The organism is Nocardia sp. NPDC005825 (assembly GCF_040630175.1).
Taxonomy (GTDB): Bacteria; Actinomycetota; Actinomycetes; order Mycobacteriales; family Mycobacteriaceae; genus Nocardia.
Window position 1 is genome coordinate 171,956 of record NZ_JBEXXC010000008.1, and the last position, 26,888, is coordinate 198,843.

The 26,888-nt window shown below is 68.4% G+C and carries 29 protein-coding genes; 11 read left to right on the top strand and 18 right to left on the bottom strand.

The features are described 5' to 3' along the window. Window positions 1–22 precede the first annotated feature (22 nt). The gene (locus tag ABZ382_RS22350; protein WP_357091772.1) at window positions 23–1,075 is read right to left on the bottom strand and encodes an AraC family transcriptional regulator ligand-binding domain-containing protein; all 1,053 of its coding nucleotides are present in this window, start codon (window positions 1,073–1,075) and stop codon (window positions 23–25) included. Between the two features lie 170 nt (window positions 1,076–1,245). Between ABZ382_RS22350 and ABZ382_RS22355 the strand changes: the two genes are divergently transcribed. Beyond that, complete coding sequence (locus ABZ382_RS22355) at window positions 1,246–1,713, top strand: VOC family protein (RefSeq protein ID WP_357091775.1); 468 nt, start codon at window positions 1,246–1,248, stop codon at window positions 1,711–1,713. Between the two features lie 28 nt (window positions 1,714–1,741). On the opposite strand, the gene ABZ382_RS22360 is transcribed toward ABZ382_RS22355, so the two are convergent. The 3 genes from ABZ382_RS22360 to mca form a co-directional block, all read right to left on the bottom strand. Further along, complete coding sequence (locus tag ABZ382_RS22360; RefSeq protein ID WP_357091778.1) at window positions 1,742–2,641, bottom strand: alpha/beta hydrolase; 900 nt, start codon at window positions 2,639–2,641, stop codon at window positions 1,742–1,744. A 132-nt stretch (window positions 2,642–2,773) separates the two neighbouring features. Next, the gene (locus tag ABZ382_RS22365) at window positions 2,774–3,061 is read right to left on the bottom strand and encodes a hypothetical protein (RefSeq protein ID WP_357092358.1); all 288 of its coding nucleotides are present in this window, start codon (window positions 3,059–3,061) and stop codon (window positions 2,774–2,776) included. Then, on the bottom strand, window positions 3,061–3,942 hold the full coding sequence (mca, locus tag ABZ382_RS22370; RefSeq protein ID WP_357092361.1) for a mycothiol conjugate amidase Mca: 882 nt from the start codon (window positions 3,940–3,942) through the stop codon (window positions 3,061–3,063). The genes ABZ382_RS22365 and mca overlap by 1 nt, the downstream gene beginning before the upstream one ends. A 172-nt stretch (window positions 3,943–4,114) precedes the next feature. On the opposite strand from mca, the gene ABZ382_RS22375 reads away from it, so the two are divergent. Both ABZ382_RS22375 and greA read left to right on the top strand, forming a co-directional pair. Further along, window positions 4,115–4,531: a DUF4307 domain-containing protein gene (locus ABZ382_RS22375; RefSeq protein ID WP_357091780.1), complete on the top strand. Its 417-nt coding sequence runs from the start codon at window positions 4,115–4,117 to the stop codon at window positions 4,529–4,531. A 247-nt stretch (window positions 4,532–4,778) separates the two neighbouring features. Further along, window positions 4,779–5,270 (top strand): transcription elongation factor GreA, encoded by a 492-nt coding sequence (gene greA / locus ABZ382_RS22380; protein WP_357091782.1) that lies wholly within the window; start codon window positions 4,779–4,781, stop codon window positions 5,268–5,270. Between the two features lie 132 nt (window positions 5,271–5,402). On the opposite strand, the gene ABZ382_RS22385 is transcribed toward greA, so the two are convergent. After that, window positions 5,403–6,548, bottom strand: a complete 1,146-nt coding sequence (locus ABZ382_RS22385) for a cystathionine gamma-synthase (protein ID WP_357091784.1) — start codon at window positions 6,546–6,548, stop codon at window positions 5,403–5,405. 95 nt (window positions 6,549–6,643) lie between these two features. On the opposite strand from ABZ382_RS22385, the gene ABZ382_RS22390 reads away from it, so the two are divergent. Further along, window positions 6,644–7,819, top strand: a complete 1,176-nt coding sequence (locus ABZ382_RS22390) for an acyl-CoA dehydrogenase family protein (RefSeq protein ID WP_357091786.1) — start codon at window positions 6,644–6,646, stop codon at window positions 7,817–7,819. 74 nt (window positions 7,820–7,893) lie between these two features. Further along, the gene (locus tag ABZ382_RS22395) at window positions 7,894–8,241 is read left to right on the top strand and encodes a DUF6401 family natural product biosynthesis protein (RefSeq protein ID WP_357091788.1); all 348 of its coding nucleotides are present in this window, start codon (window positions 7,894–7,896) and stop codon (window positions 8,239–8,241) included. 57 nt (window positions 8,242–8,298) lie between these two features. Here ABZ382_RS22395 and ABZ382_RS22400 read toward each other — a convergent pair whose 3' ends face one another. The 3 genes from ABZ382_RS22400 to ABZ382_RS22410 all read right to left on the bottom strand — a co-directional run bounded on the left by ABZ382_RS22400 (window position 8,299) and on the right by ABZ382_RS22410 (window position 11,104). After that, window positions 8,299–9,477, bottom strand: a complete 1,179-nt coding sequence (locus tag ABZ382_RS22400; RefSeq protein WP_357091790.1) for a hypothetical protein — start codon at window positions 9,475–9,477, stop codon at window positions 8,299–8,301. A 197-nt stretch (window positions 9,478–9,674) separates the two neighbouring features. Continuing rightward, entirely contained in the window at window positions 9,675–10,316 is a 642-nt protein-coding gene (locus ABZ382_RS22405) for a transglycosylase SLT domain-containing protein (protein ID WP_357091792.1), read from the bottom strand. A 575-nt stretch (window positions 10,317–10,891) separates the two neighbouring features. Next, on the bottom strand, window positions 10,892–11,104 hold the full coding sequence (locus tag ABZ382_RS22410) for a hypothetical protein (protein ID WP_357091794.1): 213 nt from the start codon (window positions 11,102–11,104) through the stop codon (window positions 10,892–10,894). A gap of 11 nt (window positions 11,105–11,115) precedes the next feature. Here ABZ382_RS22410 and ABZ382_RS22415 point away from each other — a divergent pair, with 11 nt between their 5' ends. Beyond that, a complete protein-coding gene (locus ABZ382_RS22415; RefSeq protein WP_357091796.1) occupies window positions 11,116–11,469 on the top strand; it encodes an HD domain-containing protein in 354 nt (117 codons plus the stop codon). 1 nt (window position 11,470) lies between these two features. Here ABZ382_RS22415 and ABZ382_RS22420 read toward each other — a convergent pair whose 3' ends face one another. Beyond that, entirely contained in the window at window positions 11,471–12,862 is a 1,392-nt protein-coding gene (locus ABZ382_RS22420) for a cystathionine beta-synthase (protein WP_357091799.1), read from the bottom strand. An 81-nt stretch (window positions 12,863–12,943) separates the two neighbouring features. Here ABZ382_RS22420 and ABZ382_RS22425 point away from each other — a divergent pair, with 81 nt between their 5' ends. The 3 genes from ABZ382_RS22425 (at window position 12,944) to ABZ382_RS22435 (ending at window position 15,240) form a co-directional block, all read left to right on the top strand. Next, window positions 12,944–13,408: a hypothetical protein gene (locus tag ABZ382_RS22425; protein WP_357091802.1), complete on the top strand. Its 465-nt coding sequence runs from the start codon at window positions 12,944–12,946 to the stop codon at window positions 13,406–13,408. 116 nt (window positions 13,409–13,524) lie between these two features. Then, window positions 13,525–14,742: an acetyl-CoA C-acetyltransferase gene (locus ABZ382_RS22430; protein ID WP_357091804.1), complete on the top strand. Its 1,218-nt coding sequence runs from the start codon at window positions 13,525–13,527 to the stop codon at window positions 14,740–14,742. 159 nt (window positions 14,743–14,901) lie between these two features. Next, window positions 14,902–15,240, top strand: a complete 339-nt coding sequence (locus tag ABZ382_RS22435) for a DUF1330 domain-containing protein (RefSeq protein WP_357091807.1) — start codon at window positions 14,902–14,904, stop codon at window positions 15,238–15,240. A 157-nt stretch (window positions 15,241–15,397) separates the two neighbouring features. On the opposite strand, the gene ABZ382_RS22440 is transcribed toward ABZ382_RS22435, so the two are convergent. The 7 genes from ABZ382_RS22440 to ABZ382_RS22470 all read right to left on the bottom strand — a co-directional run bounded on the left by ABZ382_RS22440 (window position 15,398) and on the right by ABZ382_RS22470 (window position 23,376). Then, window positions 15,398–16,261: a Bax inhibitor-1/YccA family protein gene (locus ABZ382_RS22440; RefSeq protein WP_357091810.1), complete on the bottom strand. Its 864-nt coding sequence runs from the start codon at window positions 16,259–16,261 to the stop codon at window positions 15,398–15,400. Window positions 16,262–16,402: 141 nt separating this feature from the next. Continuing rightward, on the bottom strand, window positions 16,403–17,329 hold the full coding sequence (locus tag ABZ382_RS22445; RefSeq protein ID WP_357092364.1) for an LLM class F420-dependent oxidoreductase: 927 nt from the start codon (window positions 17,327–17,329) through the stop codon (window positions 16,403–16,405). Between the two features lie 14 nt (window positions 17,330–17,343). Then, window positions 17,344–18,492, bottom strand: coding sequence for a methyltransferase (locus ABZ382_RS22450; protein ID WP_357091812.1), 1,149 nt, complete (start codon window positions 18,490–18,492; stop codon window positions 17,344–17,346). A 93-nt stretch (window positions 18,493–18,585) separates the two neighbouring features. Then, entirely contained in the window at window positions 18,586–20,013 is a 1,428-nt protein-coding gene (locus ABZ382_RS22455) for an MDR family MFS transporter (protein WP_357091815.1), read from the bottom strand. Window positions 20,014–20,122: 109 nt separating this feature from the next. Then, window positions 20,123–20,611 (bottom strand): hypothetical protein, encoded by a 489-nt coding sequence (locus ABZ382_RS22460; protein ID WP_357091817.1) that lies wholly within the window; start codon window positions 20,609–20,611, stop codon window positions 20,123–20,125. A gap of 111 nt (window positions 20,612–20,722) precedes the next feature. Continuing rightward, window positions 20,723–22,399 (bottom strand): DUF885 domain-containing protein, encoded by a 1,677-nt coding sequence (locus ABZ382_RS22465; protein WP_357091819.1) that lies wholly within the window; start codon window positions 22,397–22,399, stop codon window positions 20,723–20,725. Between the two features lie 59 nt (window positions 22,400–22,458). After that, complete coding sequence (locus ABZ382_RS22470; RefSeq protein ID WP_357091822.1) at window positions 22,459–23,376, bottom strand: ribonuclease Z; 918 nt, start codon at window positions 23,374–23,376, stop codon at window positions 22,459–22,461. Between the two features lie 106 nt (window positions 23,377–23,482). Here ABZ382_RS22470 and ABZ382_RS22475 point away from each other — a divergent pair, with 106 nt between their 5' ends. Continuing rightward, window positions 23,483–23,953 (top strand): DUF6153 family protein, encoded by a 471-nt coding sequence (locus ABZ382_RS22475; RefSeq protein ID WP_357091825.1) that lies wholly within the window; start codon window positions 23,483–23,485, stop codon window positions 23,951–23,953. Between the two features lie 89 nt (window positions 23,954–24,042). Continuing rightward, the gene (locus ABZ382_RS22480; protein ID WP_357091828.1) at window positions 24,043–24,693 is read left to right on the top strand and encodes a DUF305 domain-containing protein; all 651 of its coding nucleotides are present in this window, start codon (window positions 24,043–24,045) and stop codon (window positions 24,691–24,693) included. Between the two features lie 101 nt (window positions 24,694–24,794). On the opposite strand, the gene ABZ382_RS22485 is transcribed toward ABZ382_RS22480, so the two are convergent. Continuing rightward, a complete protein-coding gene (locus tag ABZ382_RS22485) occupies window positions 24,795–25,082 on the bottom strand; it encodes a hypothetical protein (RefSeq protein ID WP_357092367.1) in 288 nt (95 codons plus the stop codon). Window positions 25,083–25,229: 147 nt separating this feature from the next. Further along, on the bottom strand, window positions 25,230–26,687 hold the full coding sequence (locus ABZ382_RS22490) for an amino acid permease (RefSeq protein ID WP_357091831.1): 1,458 nt from the start codon (window positions 26,685–26,687) through the stop codon (window positions 25,230–25,232). Between the last annotated feature and the right edge of the window lie 201 nt (window positions 26,688–26,888).

Here is a 26,888-nt window from a genome sequence, read left to right on the forward strand (position 1 = left end):
TGGATCCCGTTGCCGGGCCCGGTCACCGCGCCAGGCTGCGGCGGAAACCCGCGGGCGACTGGCCGGTCCAGCGACGGAAGGCCCGGGCCAGGACCCGGTGATCGCGGTAGCCGAGCCGCAGAGCCACCACGCGGACCGGCACGGCCGGGTCGCGCAGGAGGGCGAGCGCCGTATCGCGCCTGAGGGTTTCGAGTTCGGTGCGCCAGCCGGTGCCGTGCTCGGCCAGGCGGCGTTGCAGGGTGCGTTCACTCAGACGGAGCGCGCGGGCGACCTTCTCCAGGCGCACGCCGTCCCCGCCGGAGTCCGGCAGCGTCGCGTGCAGAGCCGCGCGAAAAGCGTCCAGCCACCCCGGTTCGGACGCGATCGAGTCGATGACCTGCTGGGCGTGGGAGCGCAGGATCGCTTGCAGGACAGGGTCACTCGCGGTCCGCCCGGCATCGGCCGGGGAGCCCATGAAGGTGATGGCGTCCGCGGGCCGGCCGAAGTGGAGGTTCGCGGTGCCGAGGGCGCGGACCAGGTAACCGCGGTCCGCCGGGGCCGGGTGGGTGAAGTCGACGCGGACGGGAAGCCCCGCCGCGCCGAAACTCTCGGTGGCGCGGCGCACGATCACGGCCATCACGAACTCCCGGTGCGCGGTCTGCGCGGCGCCCGCGTGCGGGAAGATGCCGTAGCGCACGGTCAGCAGTGCGCCGTCCTCGATCACCTCGAGGTCGACGCGGCGGTCGCAGATGGCGTTGTTGTAGCGCGCGGCATCCCGCAGCCCTTCGGCGAGCGTCGGCGCGGTGCCGATCAGGTAATCCCACACATTGAGCCGTCCGCGCTCGGCCCGTTCGGCGGCCAGGACGCCGGCCTCGGGCCCGGCCAGCCCGTACAGCAACTCCCACAGCCGCGACACCTTCAGGGTCGAGATGCGCAGCGCGTCGTCGGACAGCAGCGCCGGATCCTGGCCGAGCAGCCGGGCGAGCTGCTCCTTGTCGGCCCCGGCCCGCAGAGCCGCCTCCACCATCACCCCCACCACATGGGAGGAAACGGTATTGGCCGCGTCGGCGGACCGGTCCAGGGTCGGCGTAGCCATGAATGCCACCTTCTGACGAGATCGAGCGTGGACTCACCGCAACCACATACCCCCCAGAGGTATTCCAGGACCGGCGTTTTCGGCGTCGTTCCACGCCACGGCGGCCGGGAAGTGGCATCCTTGCGGGGTTCCCGCCCCACGACACCGCGCGCACCGAATCAGGAGCCACCATGGCCGGACTCGTCCGCATCCGCCACGTCAAGCTGCCGGTCAGCGACCTGGCGCGCAGCGTCGCCTGGTACACCGACCTCCTGGACCTGCGCCTGGCCGGGGAATTCCGGGAAGAGGGCGACCTGCGCGGCGCGCAGCTCATGCACCCCAGCGGATTCGGCATCGCGCTGCGCGAACGCGAATACTGCGCCGGGCAACCGGATCTCGGCGGGTTCGACGCCTTCGCGCTGGAAGTCGACTCCGTCGACGACCTGCACGCCTTCGCCGCCCGCGCCGACGAACTCGACTACACCCGCGGCGAGGTCTTCGACCGCGGCGAGTACGGCGCGGTCCTCGACCTCTTCGATCCGGACAACACGGTGGTCCGGCTGCTCGCCAACAATCCCTTCCACGCCGGGCGATTCCTCGGCATGGACACCGACGGCAAGGGCGGATTCACGCTCTACGACCAGCCGACCCTCGAGTGAGACCGGGCGACCCCGGACCGAAACCGGCTCAGCCCAGTCGCTTGCGCACGAAAGCCGCGATCTCCTCGGTCGCCGCGGCCGCTTCCGGGGTGTCGCGCATGATCACGTAGACGTGCGGGAGACCCTCACCCAGCGTCAACGCCACCTCCACGCCCGCCTCGCGCGCGGCGGCCGCGAAACCCTCGGCATCACTGAGCAGCAGTTCGGCCGTCCCGGCCTGGATCAGCAATGGCGGCAACCCGGCCAGATCCCCGAAAAGCGGTGAGGCCGAAGGGATCCGAGGATCCGCGCCGTCCAGATAGGTCGCGAAGATCCCGCGCAGCATGCCCGGCGTGAAGATCGCGTCCTGCCCATCACGCTCGGTCATGGAGACACCGGACCCGCTCATATCCAACGCGGGCGAGAGCAGCACCGCCGCCGCGGGCAGCTCCGCCCCGGCGTCCCGCAACTCCAGCAGCAGCGCCGCGATCAGATTGCCGCCCGACGAATCACCCACCAGCACAACAGAACTCGCGGCTACACCCTGGTCCTCCCGCAGCCAGCGCCACAACGCGCGGATGTCCTCGACCGGCGCCGGATACGGATGCTCGGGCGTCAGCCGGTATTCCGGGAACACCACCCGCGCCCCGGCCGCCCGCCCCAGCCGCGCCGCCAGCTCGCCGTGACTGTCCAGCGAGCCCAGCGTGAAGCCGCCACCGTGCACGAACACCAGCACCCGGTCCGGCGACGTGTCCGGCGCGTCCAGCCAGTACGCGGGGACGCCCGCCGCCGACACCGCGCTCACCCGAACATCATCGGGAACCTCGTACTTCCGGCCCGCGGGCAGGAAACCGGCCCGGAGTTCCGCCAGCGCCGGCGGGGTATCGGGCCGGGCCGCCCGGCGCTGCTCGAACTGTTCGATGAACTCGCGCATCTCCGGGCTCGGCATCGCGATTTCCCTTTCCACTCCGGCTGTTTCGCTCTCCGGAGCGAAAACGGCGGCGTGACCGGAATTGTTCCGGGCGCCGGGAAACGACAGCGCCCCCGGTCCGTCGACCGGGGGCGCTGCACATCGTCGGGGTCAGGCCGTGCCGTTGGTGGCTTCCGGCTTGGACTCGCTGCGCGGCGACGCGTCGTCGTCCTCCTGCGCGGCGATCCCGTGCTCGGTGCCCTCGTCGGCTTCCTGATCCGCCTCCGGGTGCTCCGGGGAGAACTCGGTAGGCAGGTTCTTGATGTGCTTGTTCATGTTCCGGATGAGCAGGATCGTGCCCGCCAGCAACACCAGCACGATGACCAGCCCCAGCGGCGACGCCTTGCCGAACTCCGGGCCGGTCGGCGAATTGTTGGTCTGAGCGAGCAGGGTGATCATCATCGGGCGGCGTCCTCGGTGTCGGCGTCGTCGATGCCCGCGAACAGGTCGGTCTCCGGGATCGCGGTCTTGACGCGGGTCTTGGCCAGCTCGAACTCCTCGGTCGGCCACAGCCGCTGCTGCATCTCCGTCGGCACCGCGAAGAAGGCGCCGTTGGGGTCGATCTGGGTGGCGTGGGCGCGCAGCGCGTCGTCCCGCGCCGGGAAGTACTTGGCGCATTCGACCTGGGTGGTCACCCGGGCCATGATGTCGCCGCGCTCGGCGGCGTACTTGCGCATCCGGTCCATCCACTCCTGCATGGGGAACGGTTCGCCGATGCGCTCGTACTCGGCGGCGAAGACCTCGAGCCGGGCCAGGCTGAAGCCGTGGTCGTAGTACAGCTTCAGCGGCGTCCAGGGCTCACCCGCGTCGGGGAACCGCTCCGGATCACCGGCGGCCTCGTAGGCCGCGACCGACACCCGGTGGCACATGATGTGGTCCGGGTGCGGGTAGCCGCCCATCTCGTCGTAGGTGGTGATGACGTGCGGACGGAACTCGCGCACCACCCGCACCAGCGCCTCCGCGGCCTCCTCGAGCGGCACCAGCGCGAAGCAGCCCTCGGGCAGCGGCGGCAGCGGATCACCTTCCGGCAGACCGGAATCCACGAAACCCAGCCAGGTCTGGCGGACGCCCAGCGCCTCGGCGGCGGCGGCCATCTCCTCGCGGCGGACGTCGGTGATGCGGTCCTTGACGCCGGGAGTGTCCATGGCGGGGTTCAGGATGTCGCCGCGCTCCCCGCCGGTGAGGGTGACGACCAGCACCTCGTTGCCTTCGGCGGCGTAGCGCGCGGTGGTGGCCGCGCCCTTGCTGGATTCGTCGTCGGGATGGGCGTGCACCGCCATGAGGCGAAGACCACTCACTTCTCGTTCACCTCACCGATCACGTTTCACCTCGTAGCGTCGAGCTGTATCAATTGGCACGTGCCGAGTCCAGACACAGGCATCGGATATCCATTCCCTATAGTTCCATCCGATCGTTGTTTGTTCCGACCTACCCCCCGGGAGCGTCCCCGATATGAGCGAAAGACCGGCCGACAGGTACGGGATAAAGCCGCGGAAGAACCGCCGCTGGCTGCCCTGGGCCCTCGGACCGATCGTCCTCGTCGGCGGACTCGTGGTCGCCTACCTGGGCTTCCGCACCTACGGGCCGCAGGACATCGAACCGGAACGCCTCGGCTACACCGTCGTCGACGACTCCACCACCACCATCGAGTTCAAGGTGACCCGCAAGGATCCCGGCACCGCGGTCGCCTGCATCGTGCGCGCCATGGACGGCGACACCGACGAGGTCGGCCGCCGCGAGATCCTGGTTCCCGGCTCCGACGCCGGCACCGTCCGCATGGACACCACTATCAAGACCGCCCGCCGGGCCGGCGCGGCCAATGTCTACGGCTGCACCGAGCATGTGCCGGCCTACCTGCGCGCCGGGTGAAAAGTCGGGTATGCGACCCGCATTGCCGCTTCTACCTGCGCATTTTCAAATCGTGCTAAAATGACCCGATACACGGTTCCGGCGTTCGGAGCCGTGTTTGCTGCATTGACGGCCGGCGCTGTCGGGACTCTCCCCAGGGATCGCTCTGGCTGTCCATTGCTGCTGTGTGCCCATCTCCGGATGGGTTTCAGGAGCGGGCATCAGGGAATCCCGGCTTGCCGGGGACAACTACTAGGGAGTGATCGAGATGACTGAGACCGTGACTTGGCTGACCCCGGAGTCGCACGAGAGGCTCACGAGCGAACTCGGCGCGCTCATCGCCAACCGTCCCGTCATCGCGGCCGAAATCAACGAGCGCCGTGAAGAGGGCGACCTCAAGGAGAACGGCGGTTACCACGCGGCGCGTGAAGAGCAGGGCCAGCAGGAGGCGCGGATCCGCCAGCTGCAGGAACTGCTGAACAACGCCAAGGTCGGCGTCGCGCCCACCAAGTCCGGCGTCGCCCTGCCCGGCTCGGTCGTCAAGGTCTACTACGACGGCGACGAGTCCGACACCGAAACCTTCCTCATCGCCACCCGCGAAGAGGGCCTCGGCAGCACCGACCTCGAGACCTACTCCCCCAACTCCCCGTTGGGCGGCGCCCTCATCGACGCCAAGGTCGGCGACACCCGCGAATACACTCTGCCCAACGGCAAGACCATGAAGGTGACCCTGGTCTCCGCGGAGCCCTACCACAGCTGACAGCTCCCCCGCCTCTCCGCGACTTCAGCGGGCGGCAGAGAGCCGTTGACGGTCCCACCCGTGCCGGCGGTTGGGAGCGAGCAAACGACGAAGCGCCGCACCAAATCTTGGTGCGGCGCTTCATGTTTTCGATCAGGCGAGGGCTTGCTCGATGTCGGAGAGCAGGTCGCTGATGTCCTCGATGCCCACCGAGAGGCGGACCAGGTCGGCGGGGACCTCGAGGGCGGAGCCCTCGGTGGAGGCGTGGGTCATGGCGCCCGGGTGCTCGATCAGCGATTCCACGCCGCCGAGGGACTCGGCCAGGGTGAAGATCTTGGTCTTGGAGCAGAACTCCAGCGCCGCTTCCTTGCCGCCGTGCACCCGCACCGAGATCATGCCGCCGAAGCGCCGCATCTGCTTCTGCGCCACCGTGTGGCCCGGGTGCTCGGGCAGGCCGGGGTAGATGACCTGGGCGATCTTGGGGTGGTTGGCCAAGAACTCGGCGATGGTCTCGGCGTTGTCGCAGTGCCGATCCATCCGCAGGGCCAGGGTCTTGATGCCGCGCAGGGTGAGGAAGGCGTCCATCGGGCCGGGGACCGCGCCCGCGCCGTTCTGCAGGAACGCGAACTTGGTGTCCAGCTCCTGGTCGTTGGTGATGAGCGCGCCGCCGACCACGTCGGAGTGACCGCCCAGGTACTTGGTGGTCGAGTGCAGCACGATGTCCGCGCCCAGCAGCAGCGGCTGCTGCAGGTACGGGGAGGCGAAGGTGTTGTCCACGACCAGCTTCGCGCCACCCGCGTGAGCGACCTCGGCCAGCGCCGCGATGTCACCGACGTTCAGCAGCGGGTTGGTGGGGGTCTCCACCCACACCAGCTTGGTGTTGGGGCGCATGGCAGCGGCCACCGCGTCCACGTCGGAGATCGGCGCGACCGAGTACTCGATGCCCCACTGGGTGAACACCTTGTCGATGAGCCGGAAGGTGCCGCCGTAGGCGTCGTTCGGGATCACCATGTGGTCGCCGGGGCGCAGGTTGGCCCGGATCGCGCAGTCGGTGGCCGCCATACCGGAGGCGAAGGCCCGCCCGTAGGCGCCGGATTCGAGCGCCGCCAGGTTGGCCTCCAGCGCGGTCCGGGTCGGGTTTCCGGTGCGCGCGTACTCGTAGCCGCCGCGCATGCCGCCGACCCCGTCCTGGGCGAAGGTCGAACTCGCGTAGATCGGCACGTTCACCGCACCGGTCTGAGGGTCCGGATCGAACCCGGCGTGCACCGCCCGTGTGGAGAAACCCAGCTGATCGCTCATGCGAACAGCCTAAGGACGCGGCCGGTCCGCCCCGCCCCCGGGTCGGTATCGGCGCGGCGTTGTGGGCCTCGCGCGGGCGGTCCTATCGTGGGCGCATGGTCACCGTAGACGAGCTGTTCGCCATCGACTCCCTGCTCAGTGACGAGGAGCGCGCCATCCGCGAGACCGTGCGCGCGTTCGCGGCGGAACGGTTGCGGCCGCGGGTGACCGAATGGTTCGAGGAGGGGACGTTCCCGGCGCGGGAGCTGGCTCCGGAGCTGGGCAAGCTCGGGCTGCTGGGGATGCATCTGGAGGGGTACGGGTGCGCGGGCACATCGGCGACGGCGTACGGGCTGGCCTGCCTGGAGCTGGAGGCCGTCGACTCCGGGGTGCGCAGCATGGTGTCGGTGCAGGGCTCACTGGCCATGACCGCCATCCACAAGTACGGGTCCGAGGAACAGAAGCTGCGGTGGCTGCCGGAGATGGCGGCCGGGCGGGTGATCGGCTGCTTCGGGCTCACCGAACCCGATTTCGGATCCAATCCGGGCGGCATGCGGACACGGGCGCGACGCGACGGGGACGACTGGATCCTCGACGGCTCGAAGATGTGGATCACCAACGGGTCGGTCGCCGATGTCGCCATCGTGTGGGCGCAATCGCGCGAGGGCGAGCGGGACGTGATCCGCGGCTTCGTGGTGCCCACGGACACACCGGGATTCAGCGCGCGGGAGATGAAACACAAACTGTCCCTGCGGGCTTCGATCACCGCGGAACTCTCCCTCGACGGCGTCCGGCTGCCCGCCGACGCGCAGCTGCCCGAGGCGCGGGGCCTGGCGGCACCGCTGGGCTGTCTGTCGGAGGCGCGGTTCGGGATCATCTTCGGCGCGCTCGGCGCGGCCCGCGACTGCCTGTCCGCCGCGATCGAATACTCGCGCACCCGCGAGGTTTTCGACAAGCCCCTCGCCGCCTACCAGCTCACCCAGGCCAAGCTCGCCGACATGGCGCTCGAACTCGGCAAGGGTGAACTGCTGGCCGTGCACCTCGGGCGGCTCAAGGACCGGCACGTGATCTCCAACGAGCAGATCAGCGCGGGCAAGCTGAACAGCACCCGGGAGGCCATCGCGATCGCGCGCGAATGCCGGACCATCCTGGGCGCGAACGGCATCACCCTCGAGTACCCGGTGCTGCGGCACGCCAACAACCTGGAATCCGTGCTCACCTACGAGGGCACCGCGGAAGTGCACCAGCTGGTGCTGGGCGAGGCGCTGACCGGCTCGAAAGCCTTCCGCTGAGCGGGACTTCCGGATGAATGCGTGATATATCACACTCGATCCGCGGGCCGCGGGCGGGTTGCTAGCATCGCCGGGTGTTTGTGCCCGGCTCCGCTCTGCTCGTCGTCTCGGCGCGTAAAACCCTGAATCGACTGCAGCGCACCCACGGAGCCCCCGCCCTGGAAGCCGCGGCGGTCTTCCCCGGCGTCAGCGCGGTCATCGATCAGCACGCCGCCGCCGTCCGCGACATCCTCGACCTGGGCGTGGAGAACTCCAACCTGGTCCCGGTCAGCGTGCTGCTCGCCGGGTACGCCCGCGGCATCCTCGAGGACCTCCGGGAGGCCGAACAAGCCGCCCTCCCGCGCTCTCCCCTGGACTGGCAGGACGCCGACTGGCTGCATCTCCGCCTGGCCGCCGTCTGCTCGCTCGCCCGCGCCTCCTGAACCCCGAAACGAGATCAGGGAGCTACTGAGAGCTCCCTGACCCCGGAAGACCGTCGGCTACATGTCGCCGCGATCCTGGTCGCCGTGCGGCGGTAGCTGGCCGCCCCGATCGGGGCGCGGCGCCGGGGGCGTCGGCTGATCGCTCTGGGGCGTCTGGCCGGATTGCGATGGCATCTGGCCGCTCTGCGGTGACGGCATCCGGCCGGTTCCGGGCGCCGGCATCTGGCCGGTCTGCTGCGGAGGCATCTGCCCGGGCTGCGGTGGAGGCATCTGACCGGGCTGTTGCTGGGGCATCTGACCGGGCTGTTGCGGAGGCATCTGGCCGCCGCCCTGCCCGTACCCACCCTGCTGCTGATACCCCTGCTGTCCGTAACCCATTGCGCCACTGCCGGGTTCGGCCCATTTACCCGGAGGCATCTGGCCCATGCCCTGACCCGCCATGGTCGGCTGCTGCGCCATGGCGGCCCGTTGCGCGGCCATGGCCTCCTGGGCCTGACGCTGACGCGCGGCATCCTCGCGGCCGCGCTGATACGCCTGGGCGTGGCCCTTCACCTCGGGCATCTCACCCTCGATGGTGTCCAGCCAGCCCGACCAGCGCTGTTGCATGGGCCGGATCAGGCCGCCGCCGACACCGACGACGAGGATGCCGCCCACGGTGGCCAGGACGGTGATGAGGATCGGCATGGTGACCGAGGTGCCGACGCCGATCTGATTGAGCGCGGCGATGATGCCGATGCCCCAGATGAACACGGCCGCGATGCGTCCCAGCATGCGGCCGTAGTCGAGACCGCTCAGCATGTTCGACACCATGTCCTGGACGACGCGCGCGATGGCGCCGGCGATGCAGACGATGATGATGCCGACGGCCAGTCGCGGCAGCCAGGCCACGACCGAATTCAGCATGGTGCTCACCGGATTCGGGCCGAAGACGCCGAAGCCGAGCTGCAGTGTGATCAACAGCACCGCGTAGTAGGCCAGCTTGGCGATGATGCCGGTGGCGTCGTAGCGCCCGCGGGCGAGCATGTCCTTGATGCCGCCGCGTTCGACCAAGCGGTCGAAGCCGACTCGGTGCAGGATTCGGGTCACCAGCCGGGCCACGAGTTTCGCCACGAACCAGCCGATGAGCAGGATGACCAGGAACCCGACGAATTTGGGCACCCAGGTGGCGATGGAACTCCATGCGTCGGAGAGCCCTCGCCCGATCTGGATATCGATAGCCGAACTCGAGGTGTGCATGACCCCGTCCCTTCGCTATCTGTTCCGGCCGGGTGCCGGAACTGCTCCACGGGGCCGTTATACGCCGAGTCGATCCCTGGATCCGGCGGTTTGCGAAAGTGTTGCCCAATCGGATCGGACAGCCGCCCGAATACGACGAATGGCCCGCCCCTCATCGGGCGGGCCATCGTGGTGTCGTCGAACGCCGGAGCGGTGGATCAGTACGCGCTGTTGACGTTGTCCATCGAGCCGTAGCGGTGCGCCGCGTAGTTGCAGGCGGCGACGATGTTGGCGACCGGATCCCAGACGTCGAAGGGGGTGCCGTCGACGTGGTAGGCGGCGAAGGTCGGGTCGATCACCTGCAGCAGGCCCTTGGACGGGATGCCCATGGCGGCGTTCGAGTCGTACAGGTTGATCGCCTGCGGGTTGCCACTGGACTCCCGGATGATGTTGCGGAAGATGCCGTCGTAGCTGCCCGGAATGCCGCGCTGGGCCATGATGTCCAGCGCCTGGCGGATCCAGCCGTCCAGGTTGTCGGCGTAGACCGGCGGCGCGGGGGCCGGAGCCGGCTCGGGAGCGGGCGCCGGGGCCGGCGCCGCCTCGGGCACCGGGGCCGGCATCGGGGCCGGGGCCGGAGCCGCGGCCTGGTGCTCGCCGGCCGACGCGAACTTGACGGTTGCGGCGGGCGCGGTGGCGGCGGCCAGGGTCTGCTTCAGCGCAGCGGGCTCGACATCACCGTTGGCGGCGCCGGCGGCGGTGAAGATGGAGCCGAACACGCCGAGGGCGAGAGCGGCGGCACCGGCCGTCCGAGCGGTGGCAACTACCTTGCTACGTTTGGCAGGGTCACTGAGAGCAGACATAACATTCTTGGGCATGGCGAATTTGGATTCCTGTTCGGTTTCGGGCTCGCGGGCCTGAAATGGCAGCGCTTGGTCACGCGGGCGTCTACCGACGCTCACCTGCACACTGCGGGCTGTTGTGGATGCTGTTGTGAAACCCGTTACGGGTCTATGCAATTGGCGCCCTACCTAGAGGGCGACAGCGAGGGCGACGGCCTCCCGGCCGTGGGCCTCAGCGCACCGATGTGGTGATCACGTTCCGCATGTGTGTTCACATCTCCTTGCGCCATCCAGACTTGCGGTCTGTTTCCGACAAGGTCACAGCTTGGTTGCGCATAGTGAACACAGCTTGAATCAAAGATGAACGACAGGTGAATCGGCCCCAGGCGCACCCCTGGGACCTGCATTAATACATGCGTTGACCTGGTGATTCAATTGAAACCGCTAAGTGTTTCAGATCACAGAACTATTTCGCCCTCGGATCGCGATATACCGACATTTGGCATATTTCGCGGGGTTTCACCGGTGTTCCGGAGGCCTTTGGTAACGGTCCAGCAAATCTCAGTGGTTATCTCAAATCACACACGCCACAACTCTCACGGCCGATAAAGACCCCGCAACGATGTACCGCGCCGATCAAGGTCGGAACACGGCATCCACCGGGTCACCGAGGTGCCGGCGGCCCTGTCCCCAGCACCGATCTGGCCACCGGAATGCCGTTCGAGAAGGATCTGGCGGTCTGCCTGGTTGCCGACGCGGTCGCCGCCCAGCAACGTCTGGACGAAGCCGATCGGCGGGTGGTCTTCCACGCCGGTCGATCGTGGTGGATCCGAAAGGCCGCTACCTGCTGGGACATTCGGCGCACGTGGCCGAAATCGCCGACGCCGCAGCCGAACTCGCGGGCCTGACCGCCGCCGATCGGGCGAGCCTGCGCGCCGCCGCCCTGCTGCACGACCTCGGCCGCGCGGCCAGTTCGATCTGGGATCACCCCGGCCCCATCCGCCCCGGCGACTGGGAAAGGATTCGGCTGCACAGCTATTGGACCGAACGGGTGCTGCGCCGCTGCCCCAGCCTCACCGACCTGGCCGAGGTCGCCGCCGGGCATCACGAACGGGACAGCGAACCGCCCGCCGGAACCATACGGGTTCCGGCGGGCGGTGGGTGTTCGCGGTGAACTAGACCAGTGCGTCGGTGCTCAGGAAGCCCAGCAGGTCGTGGCGGGTGATGACGCCGACCGGCTTGCCGTCGTCGACCACCATCAGGGCGTCGGTGCTCTCGAGCAGCTTGGTCGCGGCCGAGACCAGCTCGCCCGCGCCGATCAGCGGGAAGGCCGGGCTCATGTGCATGGAGACCGGGTCGGTGAGCTTGGCGCGGCCCTCGAACACGGCCGAGAGCAGATCGCGCTCGGTGACCGAGCCGGCGACCTCGCCCGCCATCACCGGCGGCTCGGCGCCGACGACCGGCATCTGCGAGACGCCGTACTCGCGCAGGATCTCGATGGCGTCGCGCAGGGTCTCCTGCGGGTGGGTGTGCACCAGGTCCGGCAGCTCACCGGACTTGCCGCGCAGCACATCGCCCACATGCACCTCGCCGCCGGTGGTGCCGTCCAGGCGCGAGCGCAGGAAGCCGTAGGAGCTCATCCACTGGTCGTTGAAGATCTTCGACAGGTAGCCGCGACCGCCGTCCGGCAGCAGCACGACCACCACGGCGTCCGGATCGCGCTCGGCGACCTTGAGCGCCGCGACCACGGCCATACCGCAGGAGCCGCCGACCAGCAGGCCCTCCTCGCGGGCCAGGCGGCGGGTCATCTCGAAGGAGTCGGCATCGGAGACGGCGATGATCTCGTCCGGGATGGCCGGGTCGTAGGCGGTCGGCCAGAAGTCCTCACCGACACCCTCGACCAGGTACGGGCGGCCGGTGCCGCCGGAGTAGACCGAGCCCTCCGGGTCCGCGCCGACGATCTTGACCTTGCCGCCGGAGATCTCCTTGAGGTACCGGCCGGTGCCGGTGATGGTGCCGCCGGTTCCGACGCCCGCCACGAAGTGGGTGATCTTGCCCTCGGTGTCGCGCCAGATCTCGGGACCGGTGGTCTCGTAGTGCGATTCCGGGCCGCCCGGGTTGGAGTACTGGTCCGGCTTCCAGGCGCCCGGGATCTCCCGGACCAGGCGGTCGGAGACGTTGTAGTAGCTGTCCGGGTCCTCCGGCGCGACCGCGGTCGGGCAGACCACGACCTCGGCGCCGTAGGCGCGCAGCACGTTGCGCTTGTCCTCGCTGACCTTGTCCGGGCAGACGAACACGGTCTTGTAGCCGCGCTGCTGCGCGACCAGGGCCAGGCCCACACCGGTATTGCCGGAGGTCGGTTCGACGATCGTGCCGCCGGGCTTCAGCAGCCCGGCCTTCTCGGCGGCGTCGATCATCTTGACGGCGATGCGGTCCTTCGAGCTGCCGCCCGGGTTGAGGTACTCGACCTTCGCCGCCACCAGTCCCGAGTTCGGCCCCACCACGGAGTTCAACCGGACGAGCGGGGTGTTTCCGATCAGATCGACGACATGGTTAGCGATGCGCATACCCATCATCGTTGCAGAAAGGATATGCGGGCCTTCGCGCACGTCGGCGATATCACGCTTGCCGGAAATTACCATCGCCCCATGAGGATGCCGACGAGCTTGGCCGCCGCCTCCCTGCTGACCGTTCTCGGCAGCCCGACCATGATCATCTCCGCCGCTCCCGCCACCGCCGGAACCATCGAGTTTCCGCAGGTCCCGAGCATGTACCACGATGCGATGCTGTGCGGCGGCAATATCCGATCCTGGGCCGACACCAGCTCGCAGTGGCCGGGCCGGGCGATCTTGAACGTGCAGGCGCTGCCGGTCGCCGGGTTCGATCCGGGCGAGTTCTCCTTCGCTCCGACGTGTGAGACCACCGCCACCGTCGCCTGGCGCAACATGAACACCGGCGCCGCCGGCGAATATCGAGTTCCCGTCCTCGCCGGCTTCTACGGCAGCGAGCACTACGCGTTGTTCCAGGACACCGGACCCGGCCACATCGTCGTCACCGTCTACACCGACATGGCGAACATCCCGTCCCACAGCGCTTTCGACGTGCCCGCCTGACCGAGTGAGCGATATCCCACAGACCAGTGGATGGGATACGGGCATACCGGATGTAGGACGCTCAACACACCCGTCGTAAATTCGAAGAGGATCACCCCAGCAAAAAAGGAGTCCTCATGGCTGAGGCCGTCATCGTTTCGTACGCCCGCTCGCCGATCGGCCGCGCCGGCAAGGGTTCTCTGGTGAGCATGCGACCGGACGACCTGGCCGCGCAGATGGTGCAGGCCGCCCTGGACAAGGTGCCGGGCCTGGACGTCAACGATGTGAACGACCTGCTGCTGGGCTGCGGCCAGCCCGCCGGTTACGCCGGTTTCAACATCGCGCGTTCGGTCGCCGTGCAGCTCGGCTACGACTCCCTGCCGGGCGTCACCGTCAACCGCTACTGCTCCTCCTCGCTGATGACCACCCGCATGGCGTTCCACGCCATCAAGGCGGGCGAGGGCGACGTGTTCATCTCGGCCGGTGTCGAGACCGTCTCCAACTTCCCGAAGGGCACCGCGGACGGCTGGCCGGACAGCCACAACCCGCGCTTCGCCGACGCCGAGGCCCGCACCCAGGCGACCAAGGCCTCCAACGCCACCTGGACCGACCCGCGCGCCGAGGGCCTGCTCCCGGACGTCTACATCGCCATGGGTGAGACCGCCGAGAACGTCGCCACCTTCACCGGCATCTCCCGCGAGGACCAGGACCACTGGGGCGTGCGTTCGCAGAACCGCGCCGAGGAGGCCATCAAGGCCGGCTTCTTCGAGCGTGAGATCACCCCGGTGACCCTGCCCGACGGCACCGTCGTCACCACCGACGACGGCCCGCGCGCCGGCACCTCCTACGAGAAGATCTCGCAGCTGAAGCCGGTCTTCCGCGAGAACGGCACCATCACCGCCGGTAACGCCTGTCCGCTGAACGACGGTGCGGCGGCGCTGGTCATCATGTCCGACACCAAGGCCAAGGCCCTGGGCCTGACCCCGCTGGCCCGCGTCGTGGCCACCGGCGTCTCCGGCCTGTCGCCCGAGGTCATGGGCCTGGGCCCGATCGAGGCCGTGCGCAACACCCTGAAGAACGCGAACATGACCATCAACGACCTCGACCTGTACGAGATCAACGAGGCCTTCGCCGTTCAGGTCCTGGGTTCGGCTCGCGAGCTGAACATGGACGAGGACAAGCTGAACGTGTCCGGTGGCGCCATCGCCCTCGGCCACCCGTTCGGTATGACCGGCGCGCGCATCACCGCGACCCTCATCAACAACCTGCAGACCCACGACAAGCAGTTCGGTCTGGAGACCATGTGCGTCGGTGGCGGCCAGGGTATGGCGATGATCATCGAGCGCCTGAGCTGATCACTCCGCACTGACGCGGGCCGCTCGACCTCACGGTCGGGCGGCCCGTTTTCGTTTTCCCGGGCCGGGACCGGCGGTATTACCCGGCAGGTAATCGACTTCGTTCCGCATAGGCGGAAACATCAAGGGCAGCACAGCAATCCGATCGAGGAGCTCGAAATGCCCGGTTACGCCATCGCCAATCTGTGGGACGTGGACCTCAACGCGGAGATCGTGGAATACCTGGAGCGCATCGACTCCACGCTGGAACCGTTCGGCGGCAGGTTCATCGTCCACGGCGGCACCCAGCGGGTCATCGAGGGCCCGGCCGACGCGATCGCCATCGTCATCGAATTCCCCGACCACCAGGCCGTTCTCGACTGGTACGAGTCGGACGCCTATCAGGCGATCCTGCCGCTGCGCGTGCGGAACTGCTCCAGCGTCGCGATCCTCGCCGACCACTGCGGCACCGATCACGTCGCCACCGACGTGCTGAAGGAGGTGGTGACCAACGAGTGAAGCTGTTCTCAGGCTTGGCTACACAGCATGAAGCTGTTCTCAGGCTTGGCTACACAGCATGAAGCTGTTCTCAGGCTTGGCTACACAGCAGTGGGCGGGCACCGGATTCCCGATGCCCGCCCACTCGCGTATTCAGCTGTCCGTCAGCCCTTCCGGACTAGCGGTCCTGGAAGTAGCTCAGCAGGCGCAGGATCTCGAGGTACAGCCAGACCAGGGTGACGGTCAGGCCGAACGCCACGCCCCAGGCCGCCTTCTCCGGAGCCTGGGCCCGGATGAGCTGGTCGGCGGCGTCGAAGTCCAGCAGGAAGCTGAAGGCCGCGACACCGATGACCACGAGGCTGAAGACGATGGCCAGCGGGCCGCCGTCACGCAGGCCGAAGCCGCCCGAGGTGAAGAAACCGGCGACCAGGTTGCCGAGCATGAGCACCAGGATGCCGATCATGGCGCCGACGATCATGCGGGTGAAGCGCGGGGTGACGCGGATCGCGCCGGTCTTGTAGACCACGAGCATGCCGAAGAACACGCCGAAGGTGCCGAGCACCGCCTGCGCGATCAGGCCCGAGCCGCCGACGCCGCCGATCTCCACATTGGTGAACAGGAACGAGAACGAGCCCAGCAGCAGGCCTTCCAGCGCCGCGTAGCTGAGCACCAGCGCCGGGTTGTCCTGCTTGCGGCCGAAGGTCATGATCATGGCGAGCGCGAAGCCGCCGAGACCGCCGACCAGCAGGAACAGCATGGCGAGGCCGTGGTTGGCCGAGGTGAGCGCGTAGGACAGAATCGCCGTCAGGGTGACCACGCCGAGGGTGATGCCGGTCTTCTGGACGACATCGTCGATGGTCATCGGACGGGTGGTGGGCACGGCCGGCTGGTAGGGCTGCTGGTACCCGCCCGGGTACTGCGGCGGCTGCTGGCCGTAGGGGTTGCTGGGGAACTGTCCGGCTCCAGGCGCCGAGCCGAAGCCGGCATAGCCGCCCTGCTGCGGCTGCAAGTTCCGGAAGACCGGGTTGGATGTGGAGCGCATTTCCGTGCGTCCCTTTCTGGAGTCGCGGCTCACGTCGGTCGTGGCCAGTGAAGCTACTCGTCCAACGCGTGGTGGGGGCCCGGAGTTCCCGAACCCCACCAGATCAGACCAAACGGACTTTACCTCAGCTTTACCGAAGGATCAGTTCAGTTGACCCATCACACGAGTGGCGATCAGCTCCAGGTGGTCCAGATCCGACAGGTCCAGCACCTGCAGGTAGACCCGGCGCGTCCCGGCGATGTCCGCGTAGCGGCCGAGCTTGTCGACCACCTCGTCCGGGCTGCCCGCCAGGCCGTTGGCGCGCAGCTCGCCCACCTCGCGCCCGATGGCGGCCGCACGCCGCGCCACCTCGGCATCACTCGCGCCGACACACGCGACCAGGGCGTTGGAGAAGGTGATGTCCGCGGGATCGCGGCCGATGTCCTTGGCCGCCATGCGGACCCGATCGAACTGGTCGGCGCTGGCCTCGGCGGACTGGAACGGCACATTGAACTCGGTCGCGTACCGCGCGGCCAGGCGCGGGGTCCGCTTGGCGCCCATGCCGCCGATGATGACCGGGACCCGGTCCTGCGCGGGCTTGGGCAGCGCCGGGGAGTCGGTGAGCGTGTAGTGCTCGCCCGCGAAGGAGAAGGTCTCCCCCACCGGCGTCGACCACAGGCCGGTGACGATGGCCAGCTGCTCCTCGAAGCGCGGGAACTTCTCGGCCGGGAACGGGATGCCGTAGGCGGCGTGTTCGGCCTCGAACCAGCCCGCGCCGAAACCGAATTCGACGCGGCCGCCGGACATGGCGTCGACCTGGGCCACCTCGATGGCCAGCACGCCCGGGTGCCGGAAGGTCGCCGAGGTGACCAGGGTGCCCAGCCGGATGCGGCTGGTCTCGCGGGCCAGCCCGGCCAGGGTGATCCAGGCGTCGGTGGGGCCGGGCAGGCCGTCCGCGTCGCCCATCTTCAGATAGTGGTCGGAGCGGAAGAAGGCGTCGTAGCCGAGGTCCTCGGCGGCCTTGGCGACCGTGCGCAGGGTGTCGTAGGACGCGCCCTGCTGGGGTTCGGTGAAGATTCGAAGATCGATTCGTCCCATGAACCCTATTGTTCGGCGTCGCGCAGACCACACACCGACCGGGTCACGGTGAATTTGCGATTGCGGCCCATCACATCGGTTCTGCCGACCATGCGCTCCATGACGCTGCGGTAGTTCAGGTGCGTGTTGTAGACGGTCCAGAGTTCGCCGCCGGGGCGCAGGACGCGGCCGGTCTGCTGGAACATCTTGATCGCCGAACCGGTGTGCACGGCCGCGCCGATGTGGAAGGGCGGATTGCACAGCACCAGGTCGGCGCTGTTGTCCGGGGCGCTGGACATGGCGTCGTCGCGCAGCACGGTGACCCGGTCGGCGACATCGTTGGCGGCAACGGTGGCGCGGGTGGAGGCGATGGCGGCGGCGGACTGGTCGGTCGCTGTAACCCGAATGCCGGGGCGGGCCTTGGCCAGGGCGACCGCGAGAATGCCGGTGCCGCAACCGAGGTCGATGGCGTCGCGGGCATCGGGCTTCATCCGGCGCAGGTGGTCGAGCAGGAAGCGGGTGCCGATGTCCAGGCGCGGGCCGGAGAAGGCCGCACCGTGCGCGACCACCTCCAGGTCCTGTTCGTCGAGGCGGTTGCGCACCGGAAAACGGGGTTCGCCAACGGGTTTGGGATCGGCCGCGAGCAGGATGCGGGACTTCTGACGGCCGCGGCTGGCGCGGACCGAGCCGAAGGATTCGGCCAGCACCTCGTTCATGGCCGGGGTCAGGTACTTGTCGCGGCCGCCGGCGAAGACCTCCACCTCGGGCAGCGCGAAACGCGCGATGGCGTCGGCGGTCTCGGCCAGGCCGGACAGGGCCCGCGGCAGCCGCCACAACACCACGCGCACATCGGCGAGGAGGTCCGGGCCCAATTCCTCGGTGGAATAGCGATCGGATAGTCCGACAATTCGGGCATTGTTGGCGAGCGCCAATTCTCCGGTCAGCAAATCCTGATGCACGCGCACGCCGCGCAGGTCGTGCGCGGCGATCGCGCCGAGCGTCAACGCGCCGTAGCCGTCGTCGATCACCGCCACCCGCTGATCTCCCACGGTGGCCAGCGAATCGGCGGCGACATCGAGCATGAGCCGGTCAGCGGCATCGACCGCGTACAGGTTCACCGCTTCGACATCCGGATACCGCCGCAACCGGCGCAATACGTCCTCGACCTCAACCACACCTACAGTGTGCTAGATCATTGCCGGACTATTCCATTCGGCACCGCCGGTGGCCCTTTTTCCGGAATAAGATGACCCGCGCGCAATTCCCGTTCACGCCGAATGGATTTCCGCCGCGCTCCCGTCGCCCCGGGGCATGAACGCGGCCGCCGCGATCATGACCGCCGCCATCAGGGCCACGCCCACGAAGACCAGATGCACCGCGGGCGCGAGATCCGCCGCGGCCGGATGGTCGGCGTCGCCCAGGCGCGCGTTGACGACCGCGCCGAACACGGCCACCCCGACCGCGCTGCCCAGCGACCGGGCGAACATATTGGTGGCGGTCACCACGCCGCGCTCGGACCATTCGCTCTGCGACTGCGCCGCGATCAGGGTCGGGGTGGCGACCAGGCCCATGCCCATCCCGACGATGAAGCAGCCGATGGCCACCTGCGCCAGGCTCGAGCCGGCCCCCACCAGCAGCAGTGATGCCGCGCCCACGGTGGCGAGGACGGTGCCGATCATGGCGGTCGATCGGAAACCTATGCGCAGGTACACCTTCCCGGCCTGGGACGCCGCCAGCGGCCAGCCGAGCGTGAGCGCGCCCACGGTGAGCCCGGCGATCATCGCGCCGCTGCCCAGTACGCCCTGGGCGAAGGTCGGCACATACGAGGTGAGCCCCAACAGGATCGCGCCGACCAGCAACGAGACCAGGCTGCTGGCCACCACCACGCGACGGGTGAAAATCCACAGCGGCAGAATCGGATTCGCGGCCTGCCGCTCCACCAGCGCGAACGCCGCCAGCGTTGCCGCGCCACCGCCGAACAGCGCCAGGCTGGCGGCCGAACCCCAGGCCCAGGCCTGCCCGCCCTCGAGCAGCGCCAGGATCAGCGCGCCCGCGCCGACGGTCAGCAGCCCGGCTCCGAGATAGTCGATCCGATGGCTCTGCCGCGGAGCGCTTTCGGTGAACTTGCGCTGGATCATCCAACCGGCCAACGCGGCCAGCGGCAGGTTGACCAGGAAGATCCACCGCCAGCTGACGTATTCGGAGAACACCCCGCCCAGCAGTGGACCCACCACCGAGGAGGTCGCCCACACGCTGGCCAGGTACGCCTGCACCTTGGCTCGCTCCTGCACGGTGTAGACGTCGCCGGCGATGGTCATCGCGATCGGGCTGACCGCGCCCGCCCCGATGCCCTGCACCGCCCGGAACACGATGAGTCCGAGCATGCTGGTGGCGAGCCCGCACAGCAGCGACCCGAGCGCGAACACCCCGATCCCGAACAGCATCACCGGTTTCCGCCCCACCATGTCGGCGAGCTTCCCGTAGATCGGCACGGTCACCGCCTGCGCCAGCAGATAGATGCTGAACAGCCAAGGGAACTGCGCGAATCCGCCGAGCTGGTCGGTGATGGTGAGCACCGCGGTCGCGATCACCGTGGAGTCCAGCGCCACCAGCGACGTCGACAACATCAACGCCGCCAGGATCGGCCCCCGCTCCGACCGCAATCCGATCGACGACTTCACATCCGTAGCCGTCACCGGCAACCCCTTCTCCACAACCCGACTCACCAACGAGTCGAACACATCGCCCGGGCCGCTATTCCCACGGCCGTCGACGCGGCGCGCGGAGCGGCCCGGGCATGCGGAGTCAGAACAGTCCGGCGCTGCCCGACAATCCGGCACTGCCCGTGCCGAGCTGCCCGGCCAATCCGCACGGGGATGTCGCGGGCGGTGTGGCGGGTGTACTGCCCGCGGGGGCCGACTGAACGTCGACAGCGACCGTCATCTTCTGCCCCGCGTACTCGACGGAGAGAACGTGATGTCCGGCCGTCGCCGGGACCCATTTGATGCTGGCCCAGGGCCGCAACTCGCTGTCGCCGACGTGTGCCGATTCCACGCCCGTAATGCACTGGCCGTTGTCATAGAAACTCACCCATTTGTCCGCATCGCCGTAGTTCAGGCTTGCGCCGACGCCGTATGCGGTTCCGGTGTAATAGGTTTCGGAACTGACAATGTGAAACGCCAGGATCTCGGCCGACGCGGTGGGCGCGCCCACCGTGACCACGGCCATCGCGGCGGCGAATCCCGCCGTGCCCCAGCCGATCCGGCGGCCGTGCTGCGCACTGGGAGAACCCACAGTGGAAACCTCTCTCTTCGACGACCTCCGTTCCCACCGCGAATCCTGATCTGAAACACAAGCGCTCACATGCCCCTGTTTCCGGGGTCTCCAGGCTCTCGCCCGGCTCCTCTACAACGCAGCCGCCAGATCGCGGAGCACCGGGAGGCTGACCGAGCCGGCGCCGAGGACCTTGTCGTGGAAGGCCTTGATGTCGAAGGCGGTTCCCAGGCGCTCGGCGACCTGTGCGCGCTGGCGGCGGATCTCGAGCTGGCCGACCTTGTAGGCGACCGCCTGGCCGGGCATGGCGATGTAGCGGTCGATCTCGACGCGGATCTCCTCGACGCCGACGGGGGCGTTGGCGACCATGAAGTCGATGGCCTGCTGGCGGGTCCAGCCCTTGGCGTGCAGGCCGGTGTCCACCACCAGGCGGCAGGAGCGCCAGGAGTCGGCGGCCAGCATGCCGATGCGGGCGAGGTCGTCGGGGTAGAGGCCCATTTCGTCGGCGAGGCGTTCGGTGTAGAGCGCCCAGCCCTCGACGAAGGCGGTGTTGGAGAACGACATTCGCTGGAAGGGCGGGAGGTGGTCGAGCTCGTTGGCGATGGTGAGCTGGAGGTGGTGGCCCGGAATGGCCTCGTGGTAGGCGACGGCCGCGGTCTCGTAGCGGTTGCGGGTGCCGGGTTCGCGCAGGTTGACGTAGTACGCGCCGGGGCGGGAGCCGTCGGCGGCCGGGGGGAAGTAGTAGGCCGCGGGCGCGTCGGCGGCGAGGAAGTCGGGAACGGGCAGGATGTCGCAGGATTGGCGCGGCAGCCGGCCGAACCAGCGGGGCATCTCGGCCTCGGCAGCGGCCAGGCAGGCACGGGCGTCGGACATGATGTCCGCGGCGTCGGTGTAGCGCAGCGCCGTGTCCTCGCGCAGCCGGGCGAAGATGGCGGTCTGGTCGGTGAGACCGAACTCGCGCCCGCCGATCTCCTCGTATTCGGCCCGCAGCCCGGCCAATTCGTCCAGGCCCAGCTGGTGGATCTCGTCCGCGCCGAGGTCGGGCAGGGTGGTGTGCCGTTGCAGCAGGCGGCGGTAGATGTCCGCGCCGTCGTCGCCGAGCCAGCACAGGCCGGGCCGCTCGTCGGGGCGGGCGACCGGCCGGAGCTCGGTGTCGAGCGCCTCCCGATAGGCGGCAAACGCGGGACGGATGACGTCGCGCGCGACCTCGGTCAGCTCGGCGCGCCAAGCGTTTTCACCATCCCAGTCGGCCGGACCCGCGAGGGTGACGAAGGGATCGTCGGCCAGATCGGCGGACAGGTACCCGTCGAGCTGATTGATCGACCGCTCGATGGTGATGTGCGCGGGCGTGCGCCCTGCGGCGAGCCCCGCCCGGAACCGCTCCACGGCCTGCGCCATCAGGGTCCCGAACTGCCGGTACCGCAGCACCAGATTGCGCGCGTTCTCCGGCGCGGGCGCGTTCACCTGCGGCGCCATGGTCAACATGGCCGAGTGCACCCCGGTCATCTGGTCCGAGGCCATCTCCACCGGCCGCCACTCCAGATACGAGACCGCCGAAGCCAATTCGGTCCGCAGCAGACTCCGCGTGGTGCGGTCCTCCGCGCTCAACCCCGCCGCGTCCAGCGCGTCCACCTCGGCCAGCAGCCCCCGCCAAGTGCCGAGCAACCGCTCCTCCGCGCCCGCCGACAGATCCTCGATCCGATCATCGAATCGCCTGTCCCCCAACAGGGTCGCCTCACTGGGCGCGGATTCCAGCATGGCGTCCCAGTACCGGTCGGCGAGTGCGATGAGCTCCTTGTGCGCGTCCATGCCGACCATCATGCCCGCGCCCGGCCCCGCGGCGGGGCCGCGACGAAACTTCGCACCCTTCAGCGGCGGGGCGGCACCGGAATCCGCATGAGGTCCTCGGCCATCACGATCTCGCCGTCGAAATGCGCCCGGGCGTCGGCCAAATGCTGATCCAGGGTGCGATAACGCTGGGAGTAGTGGGTCAGCACGAGGGTGCGCACGCCCGCCCTGGCCGCGACCCGCGCCGCCTGGCCCGCGGTGAGGTGGCCGTACTCGACGGCGAGCTGCTCGTCAGCGTCGACGAAGGTCGCCTCGATGACCAGCATGTCGACGCCCTGGGCCAGCTCGTGGACGCCGTCGCAGAGACGGGTGTCCATGATGAAGGCGAAGCTCTGCCCCGGGCGCACCTCGCTCACCTCGTCGAGAGTGACCGTGCGCCCGCCGATCTCGACCGCGCCACGCCGCTGCAATTCCCCGACCACCGGCCCCGCCAGCCCGAGCTCGCGCAGCCTTTCGGGAATGAAGCGCAGACTGTCCGGCTCGTCCAGCCGGTACCCGAACGCCTCCACCGAATGCGACAGCGGCGCCGCCCGCAGCGTGAAACCGGCTCCCTGCGCCGGTAGTCCACCGGCCTCGGTGATCGGGTGCGGACGCAGTTCGCCCAGCCGGTCGTGCTCGGCGGAGGCCACCAGCCGCTCGTAGAACACCTCGCCCGAAGCCGGGAAGTAGACGTCCACCGGCTGCAGTGCGCCGTCGAGACTGATCCGGCCCAGCACGCCGGGCAGGCCGAAGCAGTGGTCTCCATGGAAGTGGGTGACGCAGATGCGGGTGATCCCGCTGGCGGCCACGCCCGCGAAGCTCATCTGCCGCTGGGTGCCCTCTCCCGGGTCGAACAGCAGGCCCTCGCGGTCCCAGCGCAGCAGATAGCCGTTGTGGTTGCGCTGTTTGGTCGGTACTTGGCTGGCCGTTCCGAGAATGACCAGTTCGCGCTGTGACACGGCCGCCAGGCTACCGGCCGCCCCGCCGATCCTCGCGGCGGCGAGTCCGGCGCGTCCCGGCGGAGATACCGAGAGGGGGTATGACCCACGTGCGTAGAATGTCCGGGTGGTCGAGCAACGGTCCCCCGGCACCCGGTTCATCCGGGCCTTCGGGCTGCTCGCACTGCTGGCCGGATTGGTGGCCATGCACGCCCTCGTGTTCGGCATGAACCACGACGGCATGAGCCACGATTCCGGTCCCGCCATGAGCGCGATGGCCGATTCGCACGATGCTCCGATACCCCTGCCCGACATGTTGCCTGAGGCCGCACCGATCGTGGTGTCGACGGCAATGGATCAGTTCATGTCCGTGCCGGGCTGCGGTGGTGACTGCGGCAATGGCCACGCCGGTATGCACGGCTGCTTGTTCGTCCTGACGGCCTTACTGCTCGGCCTCGGGCTGGCTCTGCTGGCCTGGGTCGGACCCGGCCGCCGCGACACACTCGTCTCGACCCCGCGCCATCCGCGCGGATTCCCCGCCCGTCCACCTCCGTGGACGGTTCTCTCCCTGGCCGACCTGGCGATTCTGCGGATCTGATGGGCCCGCCGCGCCGCGTTACCTCGCGCGGACGCGGGCTTCGGCATGCCCGGATCCGGATCACTCACCAAACCCCAAGGAGTTCAACCATGTTCAGCACCCGTCTCAAGTTCGCCCTGATCGCCGTCACCGCCGCCACCGCGCTCGTCGCGGCGGGCTGTAGCAGTAATGACAGCGAGGGCTCGAAGGCCACCACCACGACCGCGGCCATGGATCACGGGACCATGCCCGGCATGGATCACGGCAAGACAGGCACCTCGACACAGGCGGCCACCCGCAGCGACTTCAACGACGCCGACGTGACCTTCCTGCAGATGATGTACCCGCATCACGCGCAGGCCGTGGAGATGGCGAAGCTGGTTCCGACCCGCTCGCAGAACCAGGAGCTGCTCACCCTGGCCAAGGCCGTGGAGGCGGCGCAGACCCCGGAGATGCAGCAGATCACCACGCTGCTGCAGAGTTTCGGCAAGCCCGCCCCGTCCGCCGATATGGGCGGCCACGCGGGTATGGACGGCATGATGACCAAGGATCAGATGGCGAAGCTGGAGAGCCTGTCCGGCCCCGGGTTCGACAAGCTGTGGATGCAGATGATGATCGAGCACCACAAGGGCGCGATCACCATGGCGAACACCGAACTGACGCAAGGCGCCAACGCCGATGCGAAGGCCATGGCGCAGGCCATCGTCAACGCCCAGCAGCAGGAGATCGATCAGATGAACAAGATGCTGGCCCAGGGCTAGGTGTCGAAACGCGAACGGGTGCGCCGGTTTTCCGGCGCACCCGTCGGGGGGCGTCTCGTGGGCGTTCGGGGCGGAGGACCCGAGCTCCGAGAGTCGTCCTGCTAGCTGCCGATGACAGCGTTCATGATCGTGCCGGCGCTGGTGGCGGTCGCGCCGCCGATCATGGCCCCGGCCACCATCTTCGGTGACTCGAGCCCGCCGCCACTCCACTTCTCCCAGGCGAACCGGCCGCCGCCGTAGGTGATGGCGGTGACGCCGGACAGCATGGTGAACCAGGTGAAGTAGCGGACCAGCTTCATCAGCTTGTCCGCCACCGGCGGCGTCTCCGGGGTGGGGTTGCCGATCTGCGCGACAACCGAGGTGTAAGCGTCATGCACGGCGAGGAGCATGCTCACGATCGGTTCCTCTCGGGATGCTGAAGCGGTGCTGATGGGCGGAACTTGTGGCACAACTCTCACTATTCGAGAGCAATTGAACCGCATTCCGGGAGGTGAATCCGTGACGACACACCACCGGCACCGAACCTGAGCACCCGATCAGCTACCGGTTTTCACATCCCGGCTGTTCAGCAGCGAGTGCCGGCGCCCGTAGGCGAAGTACACGACCATGCCGATCGCCATCCAGATGACGAACCGCAGCCAGGTCTCCACCGACAGGTTGAACATCAGCCACGCGCACGCCAGCACCGACAGGATCGGGATGAGCGGCACCAGCGGCACGCGGAATCCGCGCGGCAGGTCGGGGCGGGTGCGGCGCAGCACGACCACGCCGATGGACACCAGCACGAACGCGAACAGCGTGCCGATATTGACCATTTCCTCGAGCGTGCCGAAGTCGACGAACCCGGCCAGCACCGCGCAGACGACGCCGACGATGGCGGTGATCCGGACCGGGGTGCCCTTGGAGCCGGTATGGGCGAGCTTGCGCGGCATCAGCCCGTCGCGGGCCATGGCGAACAGCACCCGGGTCTGGCCCAGGAACAGCACCATGACGACGGTGGTCAGACCGGCCAGCGCGCCGATGGAGATGAGGTTCTTGGCCCAGGTGACGCCGTGGATGGCGAAAGCCGTTGCGAGCGTGGCGTCATTGCCCTGCAGGTCCTTGTAGGACACCATGCCGGTGAGCACCAGCGACACGGCCACGTACAGGACGGTCACGATGGCCAGGGAGCCCAGGATGCCGCGCGGCACATTGCGGGCGGGGTCCTTGGTCTCCTCGGCGGCGGTGGCGACCACGTCGAAGCCGATGAACGCGAAGAACACGATGGAGGCCGCGGCGAGCAGGCCGTACCAGCCGAAGTGACTGTTGCCGCCGCCGGTGACCAGCTGGAACAGGGTCTGGTGCACCGCGCTCGCGCCGCTGTCGGCATTGGGGACCGATTCGGGGACGAACGGCTTCAGGTTGGAGGCCTTGAAGTAGGTCGCGCCGACCACGACCACCAGGACGATGACGGCCAGCTTGATGGCGACCGCGACCGCGGACACCCGCGAGGACAGCTTGGTGCCCATGGCCAGCAGCACGCCGAGGATGGCGATGAGCAGCACCGCGCCCCAGTCGAACTTGACCGATCCGATGTGCCAGATGGGCTGGGTGTTCAGGACCGTGCCGAGGTACTGCGACCAGCCCTTGGCCACGACCGAGGTGCCGAGCGCGAATTCCAGGATCAGGTCCCAGCCGATGATCCAGGCGATGAGCTCACCGAAGGTGGCGTAGGAGAAGGTGTACGCGCTGCCCGCGACCGGGACGGTCGAGGCGAACTCGGCGTAGCAGAGGGCGGCCAGGCCGCAGGCCACGGCGGCGAACACGAAGGCCAGCGAGACGGCGGGCCCGGCCATGTTGCCCGCGGTACGCGCGGTCAGGGTGAAGATGCCCGCGCCGACCACGACCGCGACGCCGAAGACCGTGAGGTCCCACGAGGTCAGATCCTTGCGGAGCTTGGCGTCCGGATCGTCGGTGTCGCGGATCGACTGTTCGACCGACTTGGTCCGGAACAATCCGCTTCCGCGCGGGGCAGCGGGACCGGCAGTGTCTCGCGGGGAGTCCGATAGCGCCACTATCTCTCCTAAATCTGGCTTCTCGGCAACAAAGTAGTTCTCACCGATCGGTCACCGGCAGGCTCCCGGTCGGTGTGCCGTCGCTGGTGGCCGGAGTTATCGGCATCACACGAAACCGTAGCATCGGCTGGTACGTACCAG

Coding starts and splice junctions, on each gene's coding strand:
- ABZ382_RS22350 (WP_357091772.1), bottom strand. CDS start 1,075: ATGGCTACGCCGACCCTGGACCGGTCCGCCGACGCGGCCAATACCGTT.
- ABZ382_RS22355 (WP_357091775.1), top strand. CDS start 1,246: ATGGCCGGACTCGTCCGCATCCGCCACGTCAAGCTGCCGGTCAGCGAC.
- ABZ382_RS22360 (WP_357091778.1), bottom strand. CDS start 2,641: ATGCCGAGCCCGGAGATGCGCGAGTTCATCGAACAGTTCGAGCAGCGC.
- ABZ382_RS22365 (WP_357092358.1), bottom strand. CDS start 3,061: ATGATCACCCTGCTCGCTCAGACCAACAATTCGCCGACCGGCCCGGAG.
- mca (WP_357092361.1), bottom strand. CDS start 3,942: ATGGCGGTGCACGCCCATCCCGACGACGAATCCAGCAAGGGCGCGGCC.
- ABZ382_RS22375 (WP_357091780.1), top strand. CDS start 4,115: ATGAGCGAAAGACCGGCCGACAGGTACGGGATAAAGCCGCGGAAGAAC.
- greA (WP_357091782.1), top strand. CDS start 4,779: ATGACTGAGACCGTGACTTGGCTGACCCCGGAGTCGCACGAGAGGCTC.
- ABZ382_RS22385 (WP_357091784.1), bottom strand. CDS start 6,548: ATGAGCGATCAGCTGGGTTTCTCCACACGGGCGGTGCACGCCGGGTTC.
- ABZ382_RS22390 (WP_357091786.1), top strand. CDS start 6,644: ATGGTCACCGTAGACGAGCTGTTCGCCATCGACTCCCTGCTCAGTGAC.
- ABZ382_RS22400 (WP_357091790.1), bottom strand. CDS start 9,477: ATGCACACCTCGAGTTCGGCTATCGATATCCAGATCGGGCGAGGGCTC.
- ABZ382_RS22405 (WP_357091792.1), bottom strand. CDS start 10,316: ATGTCTGCTCTCAGTGACCCTGCCAAACGTAGCAAGGTAGTTGCCACC.
- ABZ382_RS22420 (WP_357091799.1), bottom strand. CDS start 12,862: ATGCGCATCGCTAACCATGTCGTCGATCTGATCGGAAACACCCCGCTC.
- ABZ382_RS22425 (WP_357091802.1), top strand. CDS start 12,944: ATGAGGATGCCGACGAGCTTGGCCGCCGCCTCCCTGCTGACCGTTCTC.
- ABZ382_RS22430 (WP_357091804.1), top strand. CDS start 13,525: ATGGCTGAGGCCGTCATCGTTTCGTACGCCCGCTCGCCGATCGGCCGC.
- ABZ382_RS22435 (WP_357091807.1), top strand. CDS start 14,902: ATGCCCGGTTACGCCATCGCCAATCTGTGGGACGTGGACCTCAACGCG.
- ABZ382_RS22440 (WP_357091810.1), bottom strand. CDS start 16,261: ATGCGCTCCACATCCAACCCGGTCTTCCGGAACTTGCAGCCGCAGCAG.
- ABZ382_RS22465 (WP_357091819.1), bottom strand. CDS start 22,399: ATGGACGCGCACAAGGAGCTCATCGCACTCGCCGACCGGTACTGGGAC.
- ABZ382_RS22480 (WP_357091828.1), top strand. CDS start 24,043: ATGTTCAGCACCCGTCTCAAGTTCGCCCTGATCGCCGTCACCGCCGCC.
- ABZ382_RS22485 (WP_357092367.1), bottom strand. CDS start 25,082: ATGCTCCTCGCCGTGCATGACGCTTACACCTCGGTTGTCGCGCAGATC.